The organism is Luteimonas aquatica (assembly GCF_022662575.1).
In the GTDB taxonomy this organism is placed as follows: Bacteria; Pseudomonadota; Gammaproteobacteria; order Xanthomonadales; family Xanthomonadaceae; genus Luteimonas; species Luteimonas aquatica.
On sequence record NZ_JALBFU010000003.1, the window covers coordinates 270,757 to 289,598 of the forward strand.

The following is an 18,842-nucleotide window of genomic DNA, read 5'->3' on the forward strand; positions in this document are numbered from 1 at the left end:
TGCTGGCCGCGCTCGCATCCGCGGCGCGCCGACGCCCAGGCGTTCGTCCGAGCGGCAATGTCCCGGCGCGGCCGGGACGGATCAGGCCGCCTGCGGCCAGGCGGCTTCCTGCACCAGCCGCAGGCGCGGCGGCAGCTCGGCCAGCATTTCGCCGCGGTGCGAGAGCAGGCGCAGGGTACCGTCGGCCTCCTCGGCGAGCGCGCTCAGGCTTTCCACCCAGTCGCCGTCGTTGGCGTAGATCAGCGCGCCGCGCTGCACCAGGCCGGCGCGGTGGATGTGCCCGCAGACCACGCCGTCCAGACCGCGGCGCGCGGCATCGTCCAGGCCGGCCTGCACGAACCGTTCGATGTAGCGTTCGGCCGCGCCGCTCTGGCGCTTGAGGAACTCCGACAGCGACCAGTAGCGCAGGCCGAAGCTGCGGCGGATCCGGTTCAGCACCTGGTTGCCGGTGAGGATGCGGTAGTAGAGCCAGTCGCCGAACTTCTCCTGCAGGCCGCCGAAATGGGTGACCGCGTCGTAGTCGTCGCCGTGCACGACCAGCAGGCGGCGGCCGTCGGCGGTGACGTGGATGGTGCGGCGCCGCACCTGCATGGCCGGCAGCGCCAGGCCGCAGAAGTGGCGGATCGGGCGATCGTGGTTGCCGGGGATGTAGATCAGCTCGGTGCCCCGTCGCCGCAACGCATGCAGCGCCTCGACCACGCGGTTGTGGGCCTGCCCCCAGCGCGCGCGGCGCTGCGCCAGCCACCACAGGTCGACGATGTCGCCGACCAGGTACAGCCGCGCGCAGTCCAGCGTCGACAGGAATGCCGCCAGCTCCTCGGCATGGCAGTGCTTGGCGCCCAGGTGGACATCGGAGATGAAGACCGCGCGCCGACGCCCCTTGCTCGCGGTCGCCGGGCTCATGCGTCGGCCCCGGCCTGCTTGAGGTAGCGCTTTCGCTTGTTGGGGCGCAGCTTGTGCATGTCGACCTCGATCAGCCCGTCGATCGAATCGCTGAAATCCGGATCCACGCCGAAGGCGAGGAAGCGCGCGCCGCCGGGTTCGCACAGGTCGGTGTACTGCTTGTAGAGCATCGGCACCGACGCGCCCAGCGCCGCCAGGTTGCCCTTGAGCACGCCGAAGGCGGTCTCGGCGTCCATTTCCCCGAACGAGGGCGGCGCGGCGAAGTACTGGAACGGCCGCAGCGAGGCGGCCAGCGGCTGCTCGCAGCCGAAGTAGCGCTGGTAGTAGGCCACCAGCTGCTCGCGCGCGGCCAGCGGCAGCGCCGCGCTGATCGACACCGGGCCGAACAGGTAGCGCACGCCCGGGTAGCGCAGCAGGTAGGCGCCGATCCCGTACCAGAGGTAGTCCAGGCTGCGGCTGCCCCAATAGTCCGGCGTGACATAGCTGCGGCCCAGCTCCATGCCCTCGGCGACGTGCGGGATCAGGTCGTCGGCATAGCGGAACAGCGAGGCGGTGTAGAGGCCGGACAGGCCGCGCTCGGCCAGCGCGCGCGCGCCGCGCATCACCCGGTAGCCTCCGGCGATGCGTCCCGGACCGTCGTCCCACAGCACGATCTGCTCGTAGTGGGTGTCGTAGGCGTCGATATCGCGGGCGCGGCCGGTGCCCTCGCCGACCTTGCGGAAGGTCAGCTCGCGGGCGCGGCCGATCTCGCGCAGCAGCGGCGAGTCGATGCGCAGTCGCGCCAGGCGGATCTGCTTGCCGTCCTGGGTCTCGCCCAGCAGTTCGGTGGCGGCGATCTCGGCGCGCAGCAGCTCCACCGGCTCCGGCGGCGCCAGCGGCTCCTGCCCCGGCGCCTGGGTGACGCGCTGCTTGCCGAGCGCGTACAGCGCCTTGCGCACCGTGCGCAGCGCGGTGACCGGATCGGCGTCGCGCTCGATCTTGAGCGGCTGCCCGATGCGCAGATGCAGCGGACGATTGCGGCGCGCGTACATCTCGCGCGCCAGCAGCGCGGTGGCGGCCGGCTTGAACAGCGCCGAGGCGCCGTAGAACAGCGCGGAATTGCGCGCCTGGATGCGCACCGGCAGCACCGGCGCGCCGGTCTTGCGCGCGAAACGCACGAAGCCGCGCTGCCAGCGGCCGTCGCGCACCCCGCGCAGGCCCAGGCGCGAGACCTCGCCGGCCGGGAACACGATCACGCACTGTTCCTGTTCCAGCGCCTGCTCGATGGCGCGCAGGCTCTCGGCCGCGGCGCGCCCGCCGAACACGCGCACCGGCAGCAGCAGGCCGGCCAGCGGCTCGAGCATCAGCAGCAGGTCGTTGGCGACGATGCGCACGTCCTGGCGCACCCGGCCCACGTGCTGCAGCAGCGACAGCGCGTCCAGCGCCCCGGAAGGATGGTTGGCGACGATCAGCAGGCGGCCGCGCTCGGGAATCGCGCCCTGGGTGGTGTCCACGGTGTAGCGCGCCTGCAGGTGGTCCATCGACGCGTCGACGAACTCGAAATCGCGCAGGTGGCCGCTGTGTGCCAGGAAGTGGTCCAGGGTCTCGAAGCGCGACCAGCGCCCGAGCGTGCGCAGCAGCGGCCGCGCGAGACTGGACCCGCGGCCATGGAACAACTGCGGGAACCGTTGTTGCAGGCGTTCTTCGAGTGTGAGCATGGCGGCGGGGGGCGGGCGACCGGCAGGAACGGCCTGGTTGGCCGGCAGCCTGCGCCGGCCCTGCGACATCGATATTTCTGAATTGCTGCGCCAAGGTTACAAACCGCCCGGAGCGATTGCCAGCGAAACGCACGCCCCCGTATGCAGGCCGGGACCGGCGGCGATTCCGACGGCCGGGCCAGGCCCGGCGCGGCTTGCCGGCCGGCGGCCCCGCCCCGCCCTCGTCCGGCTGGCTTAATTTTCGGGAAACATCCTTTCGGTCATGATGCGCCCACCGGCGCGCCCGTGTATCATGCGCGCCCATCTTTTCATCCGAATACAAGGATGAACCACTTACAGGAGCCGTCGATGTCCAGCTACCTCTTCACCTCCGAATCGGTCTCGGAAGGCCATCCGGACAAGGTCGCCGACCAGATTTCGGACGCCGTGCTCGACGCTATCCTGGCCCAGGACAAGCGCGCGCGCGTGGCCTGCGAGACGATGGTGAAGACGGGCGTGGCGATCGTCGCCGGCGAGATCACCACCTCGGCCTGGATCGACCTGGAGGCGCTGACCCGCAAGGTCATCCTCGACATCGGCTACAACAGCTCCGACGTCGGCTTCGACGGCGCCACCTGCGGCGTGCTCAACCTGATCGGCAAGCAGTCCCCCGACATCAACCAGGGCGTGGACCGCAAGAAGCCGGAAGAGCAAGGCGCCGGCGACCAGGGCCTGATGTTCGGCTACGCCACCAACGAGACCGACAGCTACATGCCGGCCGCGATCCACCTCTCGCATCGCCTGGTCGAGCAGCAGGCCAAGGTGCGCAAGGCGAAGAAGTCGCCGCTGCCGTGGCTGCGCCCCGACGCCAAGTCGCAGGTCACCCTGCGCTACGAGGACGGCAAGGCCAGCGCCATCGACGCCGTGGTGCTCTCCACCCAGCACGATCCCGACGTGAAGCAGAAGGATCTGATCGAAGCCGTGCGCGAGGAGATCCTCAAGCCGGTGCTGCCGGCCAAGTGGCTGCACAAGGGCACCAAGTTCCACATCAACCCGACCGGCAAGTTCGTGATCGGCGGGCCGGTGGGCGACTGCGGCCTGACCGGCCGCAAGATCATCGTCGACACCTACGGCGGCTGGGCCCGCCACGGCGGCGGCGCGTTCTCCGGCAAGGACCCCTCGAAAGTCGACCGCTCGGCCGCCTACGCCGCGCGCTACGTCGCCAAGAACGTGGTGGCCGCCGGCCTGGCCGACCGCTGCGAGGTGCAGGTCAGCTACGCCATCGGCGTGGCCGAGCCGACCAGCATCTCGGTGACCACCTTCGGCACCGGCAAGATCAGCGACGACAAAATCGAGAAGCTGATCCGCAAGCACTTCGACCTGCGCCCGTACGGCATCATCAAGATGCTCGACCTGATCCACCCGATGTACCAGGACACGGCGGCCTACGGCCACTTCGGCCGCAAGCCGAAGGAGATCAGCTACGTCGACGCGGCCGGCAAGAAGCACACGGCCACCTCGTTCTCGTGGGAGAAGACCGACAAGGCCGAGGAGCTGCGCAAGGCGGCGGGCCTGAAGTAAGTCGAGCCTGAAGTAAGTCCGCTCCGCCTCCGGCCGGACCCGGCAGGAACGAAAGGCCGCGCGATGCGCGGCCTTTTCGTTTCTCCCGGAACCTCGCGCAACGGCGCCTGCACGTGCGCGGCATCGGTCAGCGCAGACCCGGTCGCCCGGACCGAAACGGCCCGCCCGCTCCGCGCCTGCGGCCGATCACTTCCGGCCTGCCGCCGTCCTGCGCAATTCGGCGACGATGCGCTGCTTCGCCTTCTCCGAGTCCGCGCTGCCCGGCCCGGAATAGTCCAGCGCCTGGACCACGTAGACCGTCAGGCTGCCGGCCTCGATGCAGTACGCGACCAGCGCCCGGCCGTCGCCGCGCGGACCGGAGACGTGCACCGCCAGCGTCTTGTGATCCTGCTCCAGCCGCGTCACGTAGCCGAGCGCATCGGCGCCGCGCCGCACGGCGGCGGCGCAGGCGGGCACCGACAGTCGCGTCGCGGGCTCCCGCTCCACCGCGTAGTTCAGGCCGAAATCGTCGGCTCCCGCCACTGCCGGCACCGCCAGCAACGCGGCGATGCCCAGGCCCGCGCGCTTCCTCATTGCATTGGTCGCCATCGCCCTCTCCTGCTTGTGTCTGTAATTCAAAGGTCCGATCAGATCCGGCAGGGACCCGCCGGCCATCGTGCGCATCAGGTCCTGACGAAGATTTCCACGCGCCGGTTGAGTTGGCGGCCGGCCGGATTGTCCTGGCCCTGGAGGTCGTTGGGCGCGACCGGCTGCGACTCGCCGTATCCCTTGGCGCTGGCGTCCTGCGCCGCGCCGCGCTGGCGCAGCGCCGCCGCCACCGACTGCGCGCGCCGCTCGGACAGGTCCTGGTTGTAGTCCTCGGTCCCCTTGGCGTCGGTGTGGCCGCGGATTTCCATCGCCTTGGCGGGCACCTTTTCCAGGGCGGCGGCCAGCGTGTCCAGCACCTTGGCCGCGTCCGGCCGAATATCCGACTTGTCGAAGTCGAACAGCACCCGGTCCTCGAGCGAGATCACGAAGCCGCAGGGCGCGCCGGGAGGGGCGAATTTCTTCAGCGGCGGGAACTTGCCGGCCGGCACCACCTTGGGGATCGGCGCCATCTTCACTGCGCGGCCAGGGGTGCCCACGCGGCCGGTGCCGTCGCCGTTGTTGACGACCAGGCCATGCGCTCCGTTCCAGGTTCCGGAGCCGTCGTTGTTGATGGTGACGATGCCCTCGGGACCGTTCCACGTCCCCGATCCGTCGCCGTTGTTGGACAGGGTGCCGTGCTCGCCGTTCCAGGTGCCCGCGCCCTTGCCGTCCAGGCTGATGATGCCGAACTTGCCGTTGTAGGTGCCCGAACCGTCGGCCTCCACCGCGATGATGGCGTCGTCCGCACCGTCCTTGCCGCTGCCGTTGATGGTGCCGCTGCCGTCGGCCTCCACGGCGATGATGCCGCCCTCGAAATTGGCGGTGCCGCTGCCGTCGGCGTTGATGCTGAAGATGCCCTCGTCGCCGTTGCGGGCCAGGTTGCCCTGCGCGTCGACGCTGGTGATGCCGGCGTCGTTGAACAGGACGCCATCGGCGCCGCAATGCGCGGGCCTGACGGTGATGCCGTCGATCGGGTCGATGATCTCGCCCATCGAGGCTTCCAGCGCGCGCTGCGCCGGCCCCACGCCGACGATCTCGGGCACCACGATCTGCGGAATGACCGGGAAATCGACGGCGCCGGCGGTGCGCGGGGTTTCCGCATCGGCCGCCGCCGTTTGCGGACCGGCGCCGTTCCCGGAGCGCGACGCGGCGTCGTTTTCCTCCGCCGGCGCAGGCGTCCGGGCACAGGCCGCCAGGGTCAGCGCGCACAACAACAGCGAAACACGGGCCAAGGACATCGATGCTCCTTCATCGCATGGATCGGCTAGGTATACCCGATCCGCGCCGCCGTTCAAACCCTGGCCGCCTGCTCGCGAGGCCTTGCGGCACCGCGAGAACGCAGATCCGCGCATCCGGGCGCGCTCACCATCGCCGACGGCGCCCGGATCGATGCCGCTCCCGAATCGCGCGAGCGATCGACTCGGCGCGGGCGGTTCGGCAACGATGGCGCGCATTCGCAACTTCCGCGCCGCGCGCCTTGCGTTTGCAGCCGATGCGGAAACCGGATAATTTCCGGCAAGGCAATCCCGGGACGAGAGGAGATGCGCTCCATTTCCCGCAGGCGTTTCCTGCTCGGCTGCGGCCGCCTCGGCGCCGTGGCACTGGCCTCGTCGTGGATGGCGCCGCGCGGCCTCGCCCATCAGCCGGGACGCGCGATCGGCATCCAGCTCTACACGGTGGCGGAACCGCTGCGCGAAGATCAGGCCGGCACGCTCGGCAAGCTCGCCGGCATGGGCTTTGCCGAAGTCGAGACCGCGACGGACTTCAAGCGGCTCGAGGCGGCGGCGTTCCGCCGGCTGCTGGACGATGCCGGCTTGCGCTGCCCGAGCGCGCACCTGCCGCTCGATGCCGGAAGCATCGACCGCTCCCTGGACAGCGCGCAGGCGCTGGGCGCCCGGTACGTGGTGTCCTCGTCGCTGCAGTCGGCGGTGGGCGCGCAGCGCGGCAAGCGCGCGAAATCCGCCGCCGGCATGTCCCTGGAGGAAGCCAAACGCACCGCCGAACTCGCCAATCGCATCGGCGAACGCGCCAAGCGCGCCGGGCTGCGCTACGCCTACCACAACCACCAGCGGGAATTCGCCGACCAGGGCGACGGCGCGATCGCCTACGACCTGCTGCTGCGGCAGACCGACCCGGACCTGGTCCGGTTCCAGATCGACTGCGGCTGGATGGTGGTGGGCGGACGCGATCCGGTGACATATTTCCAGCGGCATCCGGGGCGCTTCCCGAGCATCCACGTCAAGGATTTCGCCAAGCCCGAGGACGGGGATGCCGGCGCCGCGCCGCGCGGCACCGAACTCGGCACCGGCATGGTCGACTATCGGCCGATCGTCGCCGCGGCGACGGCGGCCGGCGTGGAGCACTATTTCGCCGAGCAGGAAGGACCTTTCACGCGCATGGAGCAATTGCAGGCGGCCAAGGTCGCCTATGCGTACCTGCATGGCATCGGCTGACGTGCAGCGCGGCCGGACGCGGGCGCGGCGTCCGTGCGCCCGCACCCAGGCGACACTCCCTCCCAGAAGCGGCTTCCAGGCAAGGGCCTTATGCAATCGACGAGTTACGACGCGATAGTGGTGGGCTCTGGGATTTCCGGAGGCTGGGCGGCGAAGGAGCTGACCGAGAGAGGACTGCGCGTCCTGCTCCTGGAACGCGGACGCAACGTCGAGCACGTCAAGGATTACGTGAACGCCATGAAGGCGCCCTGGGAGTATCTGCACCGCGGCAAGAGCACGCGCGCGATGGAAGCCGCTTATCCGGTGCTCAGCCGCGACCTGATCAACGAGACCAACCTGGCCTTCTGGGCCAACGAACGCGAATCCCCCTACACGGAGGCCAAGCGCTTCGACTGGTTCCGCGGCTACCAGGTCGGCGGGCGCTCGCTGATGTGGGGACGTCAGAGCTACCGCTGGAGCGATTTCGATTTCGAGGCCAACGCCAAGGACGGCGTCGCCGTGGATTGGCCGATCCGCTACGCCGATCTCGCGCCCTGGTACGACCACGTGGAGAAGCATGCCGGCATCTCCGGTTCGCGCGAGGGCCTGGCGCAACTGCCCGACGGACAGTTCCAGCCGGCGATGCCGCTCAACTGCGCCGAGGAGCTGATCGCCGGCCGGCTCGGGAAGCGCTACGGCGGCAAGCGCCGGCTGATCATCGGGCGCACCGCCAATGCGACGCAGGCGCTGGAAGGGCGCGCGCCCTGCCAGTACCGCAACGCCTGCTGGCTGGGCTGCCCGTACGGCGCCTACTTCAGCACGCAGTCCAGCACGCTGCCGGCCGCCGCCAAGACCGGCAAGCTCACCCTCAAGCCCTGGTCGATCGTCACCGAGGTGCTCTACGACAAGGAGCGCGGACGCGCCAGCGGCGTGCGCGTGCTCGACGCGGTCACCGAGCGCAGCGTGGAATACAGCGCCAGGATCATCTTCCTCTGCGCCTCGACGCTCAATTCGACCTGGCTGCTGATGCGCTCGGCGACCGACATCTGGCCCGGCGGCCTGGGCAGCAGCTCGGGCGAGCTGGGCCACAACCTGATGGACCATCACTTCCGCATCGGCGCGCAGGGACGGATCGAGGGCCTGACCGACAAGACCGTCTACGGCCGCCGCCCCACGGGCTTCTACATCCCGCGCTACCGCAACCTGTTCGGCGACAAGCGCGACTACCTGCGCGGCTTCGGCTATCAGGGCGGCGCCAGCCGCGGCGACTGGACGCGGGCGGTGCGCGAACTGGGCGTGGGCGCGTCCTTCAAGGACGAGATGGCCACGCCCGGCCCGTGGAGGATCGGCGCCACCGGCTTCGGCGAAATGCTGCCCAGCCACGCCAACCGCGTCGGCCTGGACGAGGGCAAGCGCGACAAATGGGGACTGCCGGTGCTCGAGATCGACTGTGCCTTCGGCGAGAACGAACGCCTGATGCGCAAGGACATGGCCGCGGACATGGCGCAGATGCTGGAGGACACCGGCGTCAAGGACGTGCGGACCTACGAGCGCGACAACGCGCCCGGCATGGCGATCCACGAGATGGGCACCGCCCGCATGGGCCGCGACCGCAAGACCTCGGTGCTCAACGCGCACAACCAGGTCTGGGACGCGCCGAACGTCTTCGTGACCGACGGCGCCTGCATGACCTCCTCGGCTTGCCAGAACCCGTCGCTGACCTACATGGCGCTCACCGCGCGGGCGGCGGATTTCGCCGTCGGCGAGCTCAACCGCCGCAACCTCTGACAGGCCCGCCCCCATGCCATCGGATGCCTCCAACTTCCGTTCGTCTCCCGATTCGATCCCCTCCCCGGGCCGGCGCGAGGCCCTGCGCAGGGTCGGCGCGCTGCTGGGCGGCGCCGCGCTGATCGGCGGCAGCGGCTTACTGCAGGCACTGGAACGCATGCCCGCCGACGCCCTGGCCGCCGGCGAGATCGGCGATTTCGCCGCCGCCGACATCGCCTTCCTCGACGAGATCGCGGAGACCATCCTGCCCGAGACCGGCACGCCCGGCGCCAAGGCCGCCAAGACCGGCGCCTTCATGGCGCTGATGGTCACCGACTGCTACAGCCCGGCCGAGCGGCGCGCGTTCCGCGAAGGCATGCGAACGCTGGATGCGGCCTGCATGGCGGCGAACGGAACCTCCTTCATGGACGCTTCCGCGGCGCAGCGGCTGGCCCTGCTGACCGGGCTCGACCGCGAGCAGAAGCTGGCGACCGACGCGAGCGAGGCGGCCGCGCGCAAGCGCGTCGGCGACGGCGACCAAGCCGCTTCCGCCGCAGCGCAGGAAGAGCCGCCCGCCCACTACTTCTACATGATGAAACAGCTCGCCCTGCTCGGCTACTTCACCTCCGAGATCGGATACACCCAGGCAATGCGCTACATCGAAGTGCCGGGCCGCTACGATCCCTGCGCCCCCTACGCGCCGGGCGAGCCGAGCTGGGGCGCGCACGCCTGAGCCCGCCCGGGGACGGCATCGGCAGACGCCGCCCGCAGCCGTCCGACGCCGGAACGGATCCCGATTCGAGGCGCGATCAGCGCACGACCGTCACCGGCACGTGCGCGCGCGCCAGCACCTCGGTGGAGACGGAGCCGACCAGCCAGCGCGCCAGCGCCCCGCGCTCGCTGTGCCCGATGACGAGATGGTCGATGCCGTACTGCTCGATCTGCGCCAGCAATACGTCGCCGGGATTGCCGGCGACCAGCTCGGCCTCGATCCGGCCGGCGGCCTCGGGATGTTCGGCGGCGAGCTGACGCAGCAGCTCGCCCGCGCGTTCCGGGCCGTCGTCGACCATCATCGCGGCCACCGCGCCCATGCCCTCCACCACCGGCTGCAGCACCGTCACCGCGCGGATGCGGCCGTCGAAGGCGCGCGCCAGATCGACCGCGAAGCGGAACGCGCGCTTGGACGAATCCGAACCGTCGTATCCCACCAGCACATACTTGGCCATGGCCCACCTCCATCGCGATGCGCAGCGGAGACTGCAACGGGCATGATCCGCCCGCACCCGTGATCGGGCGGTTAACCGTCGCCCTGGTGCACCGCAGCACCTAGGCAAGTGCCGCCGCACGTGGTATCAGTGGTCCAGGGAACGGCCCCGCCCTGCGCAAGGCCACTGCATGCGGATCGGTTACGACGAAATGCACGTCGCCGGCGGAGAAGTCCGCCCGCACTACCGCGCCTTCGACGATTGGCTGCAGCAAACCCCCGCCCCCGCGGTCGAGCACAAGCGGCGCGAGGCGGAAATCTCCTTCCACCGCGTCGGCATCACCTTCTCGGTGTACGGCGAGGAATCGGGCAGCGAGCGGCTGATCCCCTTCGACCTGGTGCCGCGCATCGTCCCCGCCGCCGAATGGCGGATGCTCGAAGCCGGACTGCGCCAGCGCGTGCACGCGCTCAACCTGTTCCTGGGCGATGTCTACGGCGAACGGCGCATCCTGCGCGAAGGCCGGGTGCCCGAGGCGCTGGTGCTGGAGAACGAGGCCTACCGCCATGAGATGTGCGGCCTGCAGGTACCCGGCGGCGTCTATTCCCACATCTCCGGCATCGATCTGGTGCGCGCGGGCGACGGCGAGTACTACGTGCTCGAGGACAACCTGCGCGTTCCCTCCGGCGTGTCCTACATGCTGGAGAACCGGCGCATGATGGCGCGGCTGATCCCGGAGCTGTTCGCGCGCCAGCAGATCGCGCCGGTCGAACGCTACCCGGACGCGCTGCAGGAAATCCTGCGCCAGGCCGCGCCGGCCGGCGTCGACAACCCGACCGTGGCCATCCTCACGCCCGGCTCGGGCAACTCCGCCTATTTCGAGCACGCCTTCCTGGCCCAGCAGATGGGCGTGGAACTGGTGGAAGGCGCCGACCTGTTCGTGCGCGACGACAACGTCTACATGCGCACCACCCGCGGCGCGCAGCGCGTGCACGTGATCTACCGCCGCATCAACGACGACTTCCTCGACCCGACCGTGTTCCGGCCCGAATCGATGCTCGGCGTGCCCGGCCTGTTCGCGGCCTACCGCGCCGGACGGGTAACGCTGGCCAACGCGCCGGGCACCGGCGTGGCCGACGACAAGTCCGTCTATCCCTACGTGCCGGAGATGATCCGCTTCTACCTCAGCGAGGAGCCCATCCTGCACAACGTGCCGACCTACCAGCTGCGCAACCCGGACGACCTGCGCTACACGCTCGAGCACCTGGCCGAGCTGGTGGTGAAGGAAGTCCATGGCGCCGGCGGCTACGGCATGCTGGTCGGGCCGGCGGCGAGCAAGGGCGAGATCGAGGAATTCCGCCGCCGCATCCTGGCCACGCCGGAGAACTACATCGCCCAACCCACGCTCTCGCTCTCCACCTGCCCGACCTTCGTCGAGAGCGGCCTGGCGCCTCGCCACATCGATCTGCGGCCCTACATCCTCTGCGGCCATCGCATCCACGTCATGCCCGGCGGCCTGACCCGCGTCGCGCTGCGCGAAGGCTCGCTGGTGGTGAATTCCTCGCAGGGCGGCGGCACCAAAGACACCTGGGTCCTGGAAAGCTGATGCTCTGCCGCACCGCCAACGATCTGTACTGGGTCTCGCGCAGCATCGAGCGCGCCGAGAATACCGCGCGCCTGATCGACGTGACCCTGCGCATCGCGATGCTGCCCGAGCGCCTGGACCGTGGCAAAGCGGAGGCCGCGCCGTGGCGGCGCGCGCTCGAAGCGCTGGGCGGCGCCGAGGACTTCGTGCAGCGCTACGGCATCATCGATGCCGACGGCGTGCTGCGCCACCTGCTGCTCTCGCCCGACAATCCCGCCTCGATCTACAGCTGCCTGCGCGACGCGCGCGAGAACGCGCGCGCGCAGCGCGTGGCCATCACCTCGGAGATGTACGAGGACCTCAACACCTCGTGGCTGGAGATGCGCAGCCTCAACGCCACGCGCATGCGCCGCGACGGCGTCAACAGCATCCTGGAATGGGTGAAGAACCGCTCGGCCTCGTTCCGCGGCGTCACCATCGGCACCCTCGGCCGCGGCGAGAGCTACCGGTTCCTGCAGCTGGGCGCCTTCATCGAGCGCGCCGACTGGGCCATCCGCCTGCTCGACATCACCGGCAGCGACGGCGGCCTGCCGGGGACGAACCCGGAAACGGCCGGCGACGCCCGCGACGCCGTGCAGTACTTCCAATGGAGCGCGCTGCTGCAGTCGTTGTCGGCGTTCGAGACCTACCGCCGCCTGTACCGCGAATCGGTGAGCCCCGCGGGCGTGGCCGAGCTGATGCTGCTGCAGGACGGCAACCCGCGCTCGCTGCAGACCTGCACCAACACCCTGCACGCCGTACTGCGCGCACTGGCCGGCGGCGACGGCAGCGAGGTGGTGCGGCGCGCCGGCGCGCTGTCGGCGCTGACCCGCTACGCGCGCATCGACGAGATCATCGCCGGCGGCCTGGAGGCCTGGCTGCAGGACGCGATGGCACGGCTGGCGCGCCTGGGCGAGGAGATCCACCGCCAGTTCATGCTCGCCGTCGAACAGCCGCCGGCACCGGCCGCCATCGCGCAATCGCAGATCCCCCCGCACGCCCAATGAGCGCCGCCACGACAGCCGCATGCCTCGGCGGCTTCCCGTCCCGCCGCCGCGCAGGGCAAAATTGCCGCGTGCTCCCCCCTGCCCCAAGACCCCGTTCATGACCTACTGCATCGGCCTGAACCTCGAACAAGGCCTGCTCTTCGCCTCCGATTCGCGCACCAACGCCGGCGTCGACGACGTGCGCCGCAGCGGCAAGATGCGCGTGTACGCCAGCGAGGGCGAGCGCGTGATCGTGACGCTCTCGGCCGGCAACCTGTCGCTGACGCAGAACGCGATGAACCTGCTCGAGCACCGCGCCAGCCACGATCCGCAGCGGCCCGGCATCGGCAACGCGCGCTCGATGTTCGAAGCCGCGCAACTGGTCGGCGACGCGCTGCGCGAGATCCGCGCGCGCGATGCCGCCTACCTGCGCGACAGCGGCGTCGATTCCAGCGGCTCGTTCATCGTCGGCGGACAGATCCAGGGCGAGGCCCCCCGGCTGTTCCTGGTCTACTCCGAGGGCAACTTCATCGAAAGCTCGCCGGAGACGCCGTATTTCCAGACCGGCGAAAGCAAGTTCGGCAAACCCATCCTCGACCGCGTCATCACTCCGCGCACGCCGATGAGCGAAGCCTGCAAATGCGTGCTGGTCTCGTTCGACTCGACCATGCGCTCGAACCTGTCGGTGGGACCGCCGCTCGACCTGCTGCTGTACCGCCGCGACAGCTTCAGCGCCGGGCTGCGGCAGCGGCTGGAGGAGGACGACCCCTACCTGCACACCGTGCGCACCGAGTGGAACGAGACGCTGCGCAGGGGGGTCCGCGCGCTGCCGGGCCCCGCCTGGCTGGACGATACGGCGCCCTGACCCGCCAGGCCGGAGCCGCTCCCGGCCGCGCCGCCCGTTCATCCCTTCATCGCGAGAAAACGATAGAATTGACGGGCCTCGCCGAGGGGCGCTGCGACCGTGTGCGGACCGTTTCCGTAAAGTCCTACAAGACGGCCAGGCTCGGCGACGTGTCACCGTAACGGCGCCCGTGACTGCGAGTCCCCTCCCGGACTCACGACAACGGAGCACTACACCATGAACGCCGTAGCCAAGCCTGCTTCCACGAAGCAATTCTCCACCGAGGGCGACTACAAGGTCGCCGACATTTCCCTGGCCGACTGGGGCCGCAAGGAAATCGACATCGCCGAGCACGAGATGCCGGGCCTGATGTCGATCCGCCGCAAGCACGCCGCCGCCAAGCCGCTCAAGGGCGTGCGCGTGACCGGCTCGCTGCACATGACCATCCAGACCGCGGTGCTGATCGAGACGCTGAAGGACATCGGCGCCGACGTGCGCTGGGCCTCGTGCAACATCTTCTCGACCCAGGACCAGGCCGCCGCCGCCATCGCCGCCACCGGCACCCCGGTGTTCGCGTGGAAGGGCGAGACGCTCGAGGAATACTGGGACTGCACGCTGGCCGCGCTGACCTTCCCCGGCAACAAGGGCCCGGAGCTGGTCGTCGACGACGGCGGCGACGTCACCCTGCTGATCCACAAGGGCTACGAGCTGGAGAACGGCTCGAAGTGGGTCGACGAGCCGGCGTCCTCGCACGAGGAGCAGGTGATCAAGAACCTGCTCAAGCGCGTCGCCAAGGAACGCCCCGGCTTCTGGACCGGCGTGGTCAAGGACTGGAAGGGCGTGTCCGAGGAGACCACCACGGGCGTGCACCGCCTGTACCAGATCGCCGAGGCCGGCAAGCTGCTGGTGCCGGCGATCAACGTCAACGACTCGGTCACCAAGTCCAAGTTCGACAACCTCTACGGCTGTCGCGAGTCGCTGGCCGACGGCCTCAAGCGCGCGATGGACGTGATGCTGGCCGGCAAGGTCGCGGTGGTCTGCGGCTACGGCGACGTCGGCAAGGGCTCGGCGCACTCGCTGCGCGCCTACGGCGCCCGCGTGATCGTCACCGAGATCGACCCGATCTGCGCCCTGCAGGCGGCGATGGAAGGCTTCGAGGTCAACACCATCGAGGACAGCCTGGGCACGGCCGACATCTACGTCACCACCACCGGCAACAAGGACATCATCACGCTGGCGCACATGCAGCGGATGAAGGACCAGGCCATCGTCTGCAACATCGGCCACTTCGACAACGAGATCCAGGTCGACGCGCTGTACGCCTCCGGCGCCAAGCACACCAACATCAAGCCGCAGGTGGACAAGTACACTTTTGCCAACGGCAACAGCATCTTCCTGCTCGCCGAGGGCCGCCTGGTCAACCTGGGCTGCGCCACCGGCCACCCGAGCTTCGTGATGTCGAACTCCTTCGCCAACCAGACGCTGGCGCAGATCGACCTGTGGCAGAACAAGGACGTCTACGAGAAGACCGTCTACCGCCTGCCCAAGCAGCTCGACGAGGAAGTCGCGCGCCTGCACCTGGAGAAGATCGGCGTGAAGCTGACCAAGCTCACCCAGGAACAGGCCGACTACCTCGGCGTGCCGGTCGAAGGCCCGTACAAGCCGGACCACTACCGCTACTGATCGCCGTCGCGAGACGGCCTCGACGGGAATGGGCGCCACGGCGCCCATTTTCGTTTCCGGCATCGGCCGGTGTCGGCGCCGCTCCGCAGGATCGGGCGATGCGTCGAGGCGGGACGCAACGGACCCGCGGAATTTGCTGCAAATGCACATCGATGCCCGCGCCGTTACGCCCGGATTCCGTACAACGCCTCTCCCGGCGGCCTCGCGAGGGGCGGTATTCATGCTCGCCGGGACGTGAATCCTCGTTAATGGATCTCTGGATAGAGTGGCGCGGCCCCATGGCCCCGGCGCTGCATGCGCAACGCAGGACGCCATCGCTGCACAGATGCGGACGAATGTGCGGCCGAGGTGCGTGACGTCCGCCTACCATCATTGAGGATCTTGACCATGCCAGTGCAATTCGATCTTTCGAGCGAAGATTTCGAGCAGCTGCAGCAAGAAGTGATCGGCGAGCCCGATCTGCGCAATGAGAAGATGGAAAACGGCCGCGTTCCGTGGACGCCCCGCTGGACCTGCATCGCCTGATGCCCAGGTAGGACCCAAGATGGGCTGCGCAACGCAGCCCATTTTTTTATGGCGAGCGCGCTCGGCGACGAAGACATCCAGGCATTGCGTCCATTCCTGCGATGGGCCGCGCCTGCATTCGGACCGGCGTTGAACCGGGTCGAGGACGCCTACCGAAACGCCTCCGACAGGCACCCGCACAAGCTCGATCCGGACACCCTGCTGCCCAGCATCGAAGCGGCGTTCTCGACGCCGGTACTGCTGTGGAGCTTCCGCACCCTGATCCTGGAACTCGCCCTGGCCCGCCGTCGCGGGATATTGCAGGGAGATACGCCGCAGGAAAGATTCCACGCGTTCATCGAGCTGATTCAAAGCGCTTCGGGCCGCGCCGCCCTCGAACGGGATTACCCGCTGCTGCGCGGGGATATCGCCCGCATCGCGGAACAAGTCGAGCGGACCCTGCACACGCTCCTGGACCGGATCGTGCAGGATCATGCCGCGCTGGGCCCGATCGGCCACCCGCTGGGCGGCGCCGTCGAGGGGATCGGGCGATGGCGCGGCTTCGAGACGGGGCTCGGCGACAGGCATGACGACGGAAACACGGTCGCGCGCCTGGAGTTCGAGCATGGCTCGATGTTCTACAAGCCGCGTCCGATGGCGATGGACGCGGCGTTCGCCCGGTGCCTGCGGATGTTCATGGAGCGGGGCATCCGGCCGGCGCAGCGGACTCCGCTGGTGCTCGACAGGGGAGACTACGGATATGCCGAGCATATCCGGCACGTCCCGGTCGACAGCGAGGCCGCGGCATCGGCCTACTACCATCGGTATGGAGGGCTGATCGCCATCGCGCATGTGGTCGCGGCCTCGGACCTGCACTTCGAGAACCTCATCGCGTGCGGAGAGTTCCCGGTCGTCGTCGACCTGGAGACGCTGTGCCAGCCGCGCTCCGAGCGCACGAACCACGGCGCCGACGGACTGGCGGCCGCAAGGTCCATCCTGGAGTCCGGGTTGCTGCCTACCCGCTACAGCATGCTGGACGCGGTCGACGTCAGCGGCCTTTCGGCCGGCGGCGGGTTCCGCCTCGCGCACAGGATCTTCGATGCCGGCAGCGACGAAATGCGCCTGGCGCAGGTCCAGGAACGGAAGCAGCGTGCGCACAATCTTCCCGTCCGCGGGAACGGCAGCGTACCGCTGCCCTACGCGCACGCCGATTCGCTGCTCGAGGGATTTCGATCCACCTATTTCGGCTTGGCGGAGAACAAGGATTGGCTGCTTTCGAAGGACGGGCCCCTCGAGCCGTTCGCCGGCCTCAAGTCGCGCGCCGTGCTGCGCTCCACCATGATCTACAGCCGCCTGCTCGACGCCCTGTCGCACCCGAAATACCTGCGCGGCAGGCAGGCGCGCGAGGAGGCGCTGGACAGGCTGAAGGTCGGCCAGGAGGATTGGGCCCGCCTGCAACGCGTCGACTGCGCGGAGCGGGCGGCCCTGGAGCGCGGCGACGTTCCGCGATTCTGGATCGGTGGAGACAGCGTGGACGTCGAGTTCGACGCGGGCCGGACCGCGTCCGGATTCTTCACGAGTTCGGGAATGCAGGAAATCCGCAGGCGCGTGCGGTCCCTCTCGCCTGGGGACTTCGACAGGCAACGCTACGTCCTCCACCAGTCCTTGCAAAGCACCCGCCTCGACGAGCCGGCGACGGCGTCCGCTCCCATGGACGCCGCGCCGCGCCGCCGCGCGCCGCGCGCCTTCGAGGAAGCCGCCCTGCGCATCGCGAGCCGGATCGAGGCGATGCGCTTCCCGGATCGCCGGCATCCCCTGTTCGTCCACCTCGACTACGCGTCCCACGACGTTCCCCGCCTGGGACCGATGGACGATGCGCTGTACGAGGGGCTTCCGGGATTGATGCTGATGCTGTCGGAAGCGGGCCTGCGGACCGGCCGCAAGGCGCTCCTGGCCCGCTCGGCGGCCATCATGGCGTCCGTGGACGACCGCCTGCGGCGCGCCCCGGATTCGCTGCCCGCGATCGGCGCCTTCAACGGCCTGAGCGGCTGGATCTATGCGCTGCTGGCGCTGGGACTGCGCCAGCAGCGCCCCGACCTGGTGGACGCCGCACTGGCATGGGTTCCGGCCGTTGCGGAGCGCATCGCGGACGAGCAGGAGCTGGACGTCATCGGAGGCGTCGCGGGCTGCCTGCTGGTGCTGCTGCAGCTGCATAGCCATCGGGACGATGCGCGCGTGCGCGCGGCGGCGGGACAGTGCGCCGACCGCCTGATGGCCTCCGCCAGGCGCGACGCGTCCGGGACGTGCTGGCACGACGCCGGCGACGGCCAACCGGATGCGACGGGATTCGCGCACGGCTCGGCAGGCATCGCCGCGGCGCTGGCCCGTTACGCGGTCGCATTCGAGGATCCGCAGTGCCTGCAGGCGGCCCTCTCCGCCTTGGCCAGGGAGCGCACCGCCTACGAGCGACGCCAGGGCTCGTGGTACGACCTCGATGCGACGCACGCATCCGGCGGGATGCGCAAGGGCAGCGCATCGTGGTGCCATGGCGCCTCCGGCGTGGGAATGGCGCGCCTGCTTTGGCCGCGATCCTTGCGCGACGCCGCATGGCGACAGGACGTTCAACGCTGCCTGGATGCCGTGCTGGCGAGCCTGGACAGCGCCGCCGGGCACAGTCTTTGCCACGGCAGCTGGGGGAACCTCGACTTTCCGCTGGAATGGGCGGTCCAGTCCGGCGACGCGGCGCTGCTGGCGCGATGCCGCCGGCTCGCCGATGCGCTCCTGGTCCAGGGCCGCAACGGCTGGGTCTGCGGCGGCCGCACGGAAAGCGAAATGCCGCTGGGCCTGATGGTCGGTCTCAGCGGAATCGCCTATGCCTGCCTGCGGGCCGCCGATCCGCAGCACGTGCCGTCGATCCTGAGCTTGAACGTGCCTCCGGGACCCCACTGAGGTTCGTCCACGAGCAAGCCTGGGCGGAGCTCGACGCCGACGCCTGGCGGCATCGCCGAAAAGC

15 protein-coding genes and 1 riboswitch are annotated in these 18,842 nt (G+C 69.4%); of the genes, 10 read left to right on the forward strand and 5 right to left on the reverse strand.

All coding sequences use genetic code 11. The annotated features are described in order from the left end of the window. Positions 1 to 81: 81 nt before the first annotated feature. Together MD221_RS10055 and olsF are read right to left on the reverse strand one after the other, a co-directional pair. Entirely contained in the window at positions 82 to 903 is an 822-nt protein-coding gene (locus MD221_RS10055) for a UDP-2,3-diacylglucosamine diphosphatase (RefSeq protein ID WP_242111511.1), read from the reverse strand. Then, complete coding sequence (gene olsF / locus MD221_RS10060; RefSeq protein WP_242111513.1) at positions 900 to 2,600, reverse strand: bifunctional ornithine lipid synthase OlsF; 1,701 nt, start codon at positions 2,598 to 2,600, stop codon at positions 900 to 902. The genes MD221_RS10055 and olsF overlap by 4 nt, the downstream gene beginning before the upstream one ends. Before the next feature lie 348 nt (positions 2,601 to 2,948). Here olsF and metK point away from each other — a divergent pair, with 348 nt between their 5' ends. Continuing rightward, positions 2,949 to 4,160: a methionine adenosyltransferase gene (metK, locus tag MD221_RS10065; RefSeq protein ID WP_242111515.1), complete on the forward strand. Its 1,212-nt coding sequence runs from the start codon at positions 2,949 to 2,951 to the stop codon at positions 4,158 to 4,160. Positions 4,161 to 4,346: 186 nt separating this feature from the next. Here metK and MD221_RS10070 read toward each other — a convergent pair whose 3' ends face one another. Both MD221_RS10070 and MD221_RS10075 read right to left on the reverse strand, forming a co-directional pair. Beyond that, positions 4,347 to 4,748: a DUF6180 family protein gene (locus MD221_RS10070; RefSeq protein ID WP_242111521.1), complete on the reverse strand. Its 402-nt coding sequence runs from the start codon at positions 4,746 to 4,748 to the stop codon at positions 4,347 to 4,349. A gap of 74 nt (positions 4,749 to 4,822) precedes the next feature. Continuing rightward, positions 4,823 to 6,025 (reverse strand): OmpA family protein, encoded by a 1,203-nt coding sequence (locus MD221_RS10075; RefSeq protein WP_242111523.1) that lies wholly within the window; start codon positions 6,023 to 6,025, stop codon positions 4,823 to 4,825. 303 nt (positions 6,026 to 6,328) lie between these two features. On the opposite strand from MD221_RS10075, the gene MD221_RS10080 reads away from it, so the two are divergent. From MD221_RS10080 to MD221_RS10090, 3 genes are all read left to right on the forward strand, one after another. Beyond that, the gene (locus MD221_RS10080; RefSeq protein ID WP_242111525.1) at positions 6,329 to 7,240 is read left to right on the forward strand and encodes a sugar phosphate isomerase/epimerase family protein; all 912 of its coding nucleotides are present in this window, start codon (positions 6,329 to 6,331) and stop codon (positions 7,238 to 7,240) included. A gap of 90 nt (positions 7,241 to 7,330) precedes the next feature. After that, a complete protein-coding gene (locus tag MD221_RS10085; protein ID WP_242111527.1) occupies positions 7,331 to 9,007 on the forward strand; it encodes a GMC oxidoreductase in 1,677 nt (558 codons plus the stop codon). Positions 9,008 to 9,020: 13 nt separating this feature from the next. After that, the gene (locus MD221_RS10090; RefSeq protein ID WP_242111528.1) at positions 9,021 to 9,719 is read left to right on the forward strand and encodes a gluconate 2-dehydrogenase subunit 3 family protein; all 699 of its coding nucleotides are present in this window, start codon (positions 9,021 to 9,023) and stop codon (positions 9,717 to 9,719) included. A gap of 76 nt (positions 9,720 to 9,795) precedes the next feature. Here the strand turns inward: MD221_RS10090 and MD221_RS10095 are convergent, their stop codons facing one another. Beyond that, entirely contained in the window at positions 9,796 to 10,212 is a 417-nt protein-coding gene (locus tag MD221_RS10095) for a universal stress protein (protein WP_242111529.1), read from the reverse strand. Positions 10,213 to 10,381: 169 nt separating this feature from the next. On the opposite strand from MD221_RS10095, the gene MD221_RS10100 reads away from it, so the two are divergent. The 6 genes from MD221_RS10100 (at position 10,382) to MD221_RS10125 (ending at position 18,778) form a co-directional block, all read left to right on the forward strand. Next, positions 10,382 to 11,794 carry a circularly permuted type 2 ATP-grasp protein gene (locus MD221_RS10100; protein ID WP_242111530.1) on the forward strand — a complete coding sequence of 471 codons (1,413 nt, stop codon included), beginning with the start codon at positions 10,382 to 10,384 and terminating at the stop codon, positions 11,792 to 11,794. Beyond that, the gene (locus MD221_RS10105) at positions 11,794 to 12,819 is read left to right on the forward strand and encodes an alpha-E domain-containing protein (protein ID WP_242111532.1); all 1,026 of its coding nucleotides are present in this window, start codon (positions 11,794 to 11,796) and stop codon (positions 12,817 to 12,819) included. The genes MD221_RS10100 and MD221_RS10105 overlap by 1 nt, the downstream gene beginning before the upstream one ends. Positions 12,820 to 12,916: 97 nt before the next feature. Then, positions 12,917 to 13,663 carry a proteasome-type protease gene (locus MD221_RS10110; protein WP_242111534.1) on the forward strand — a complete coding sequence of 249 codons (747 nt, stop codon included), beginning with the start codon at positions 12,917 to 12,919 and terminating at the stop codon, positions 13,661 to 13,663. Between the two features lie 77 nt (positions 13,664 to 13,740). Then, a riboswitch (S-adenosyl-L-homocysteine riboswitch) is annotated at positions 13,741 to 13,839 on the forward strand. Positions 13,840 to 13,879: 40 nt separating this feature from the next. After that, on the forward strand, positions 13,880 to 15,325 hold the full coding sequence (ahcY, locus tag MD221_RS10115; RefSeq protein WP_242111536.1) for an adenosylhomocysteinase: 1,446 nt from the start codon (positions 13,880 to 13,882) through the stop codon (positions 15,323 to 15,325). A gap of 387 nt (positions 15,326 to 15,712) precedes the next feature. Then, entirely contained in the window at positions 15,713 to 15,850 is a 138-nt protein-coding gene (locus tag MD221_RS10120; protein ID WP_242111537.1) for a hypothetical protein, read from the forward strand. 48 nt (positions 15,851 to 15,898) lie between these two features. Further along, entirely contained in the window at positions 15,899 to 18,778 is a 2,880-nt protein-coding gene (locus MD221_RS10125) for a type 2 lanthipeptide synthetase LanM family protein (protein WP_242111538.1), read from the forward strand. Positions 18,779 to 18,842: the final 64 nt, after the last annotated feature.

What these genes read in the sequence shown, in the direction of transcription:
- MD221_RS10080 (WP_242111525.1), top strand. Translation starts at nt 6,329, where the DNA reads ATGCGCTCCATTTCCCGCAGGCGTTTCCTGCTCGGCTGCGGCCGCCTC.
- MD221_RS10125 (WP_242111538.1), top strand. Translation starts at nt 15,899, where the DNA reads ATGGCGAGCGCGCTCGGCGACGAAGACATCCAGGCATTGCGTCCATTC.
- MD221_RS10085 (WP_242111527.1), top strand. Translation starts at nt 7,331, where the DNA reads ATGCAATCGACGAGTTACGACGCGATAGTGGTGGGCTCTGGGATTTCC.
- MD221_RS10090 (WP_242111528.1), top strand. Translation starts at nt 9,021, where the DNA reads ATGCCATCGGATGCCTCCAACTTCCGTTCGTCTCCCGATTCGATCCCC.
- MD221_RS10095 (WP_242111529.1), bottom strand. Translation starts at nt 10,212, where the DNA reads ATGGCCAAGTATGTGCTGGTGGGATACGACGGTTCGGATTCGTCCAAG.
- MD221_RS10070 (WP_242111521.1), bottom strand. Translation starts at nt 4,748, where the DNA reads ATGGCGACCAATGCAATGAGGAAGCGCGCGGGCCTGGGCATCGCCGCG.
- olsF (WP_242111513.1), bottom strand. Translation starts at nt 2,600, where the DNA reads ATGCTCACACTCGAAGAACGCCTGCAACAACGGTTCCCGCAGTTGTTC.
- MD221_RS10105 (WP_242111532.1), top strand. Translation starts at nt 11,794, where the DNA reads ATGCTCTGCCGCACCGCCAACGATCTGTACTGGGTCTCGCGCAGCATC.
- MD221_RS10110 (WP_242111534.1), top strand. Translation starts at nt 12,917, where the DNA reads ATGACCTACTGCATCGGCCTGAACCTCGAACAAGGCCTGCTCTTCGCC.
- metK (WP_242111515.1), top strand. Translation starts at nt 2,949, where the DNA reads ATGTCCAGCTACCTCTTCACCTCCGAATCGGTCTCGGAAGGCCATCCG.
- MD221_RS10100 (WP_242111530.1), top strand. Translation starts at nt 10,382, where the DNA reads ATGCGGATCGGTTACGACGAAATGCACGTCGCCGGCGGAGAAGTCCGC.
- MD221_RS10075 (WP_242111523.1), bottom strand. Translation starts at nt 6,025, where the DNA reads ATGTCCTTGGCCCGTGTTTCGCTGTTGTTGTGCGCGCTGACCCTGGCG.
- ahcY (WP_242111536.1), top strand. Translation starts at nt 13,880, where the DNA reads ATGAACGCCGTAGCCAAGCCTGCTTCCACGAAGCAATTCTCCACCGAG.
- MD221_RS10120 (WP_242111537.1), top strand. Translation starts at nt 15,713, where the DNA reads ATGCCAGTGCAATTCGATCTTTCGAGCGAAGATTTCGAGCAGCTGCAG.
- MD221_RS10055 (WP_242111511.1), bottom strand. Translation starts at nt 903, where the DNA reads ATGAGCCCGGCGACCGCGAGCAAGGGGCGTCGGCGCGCGGTCTTCATC.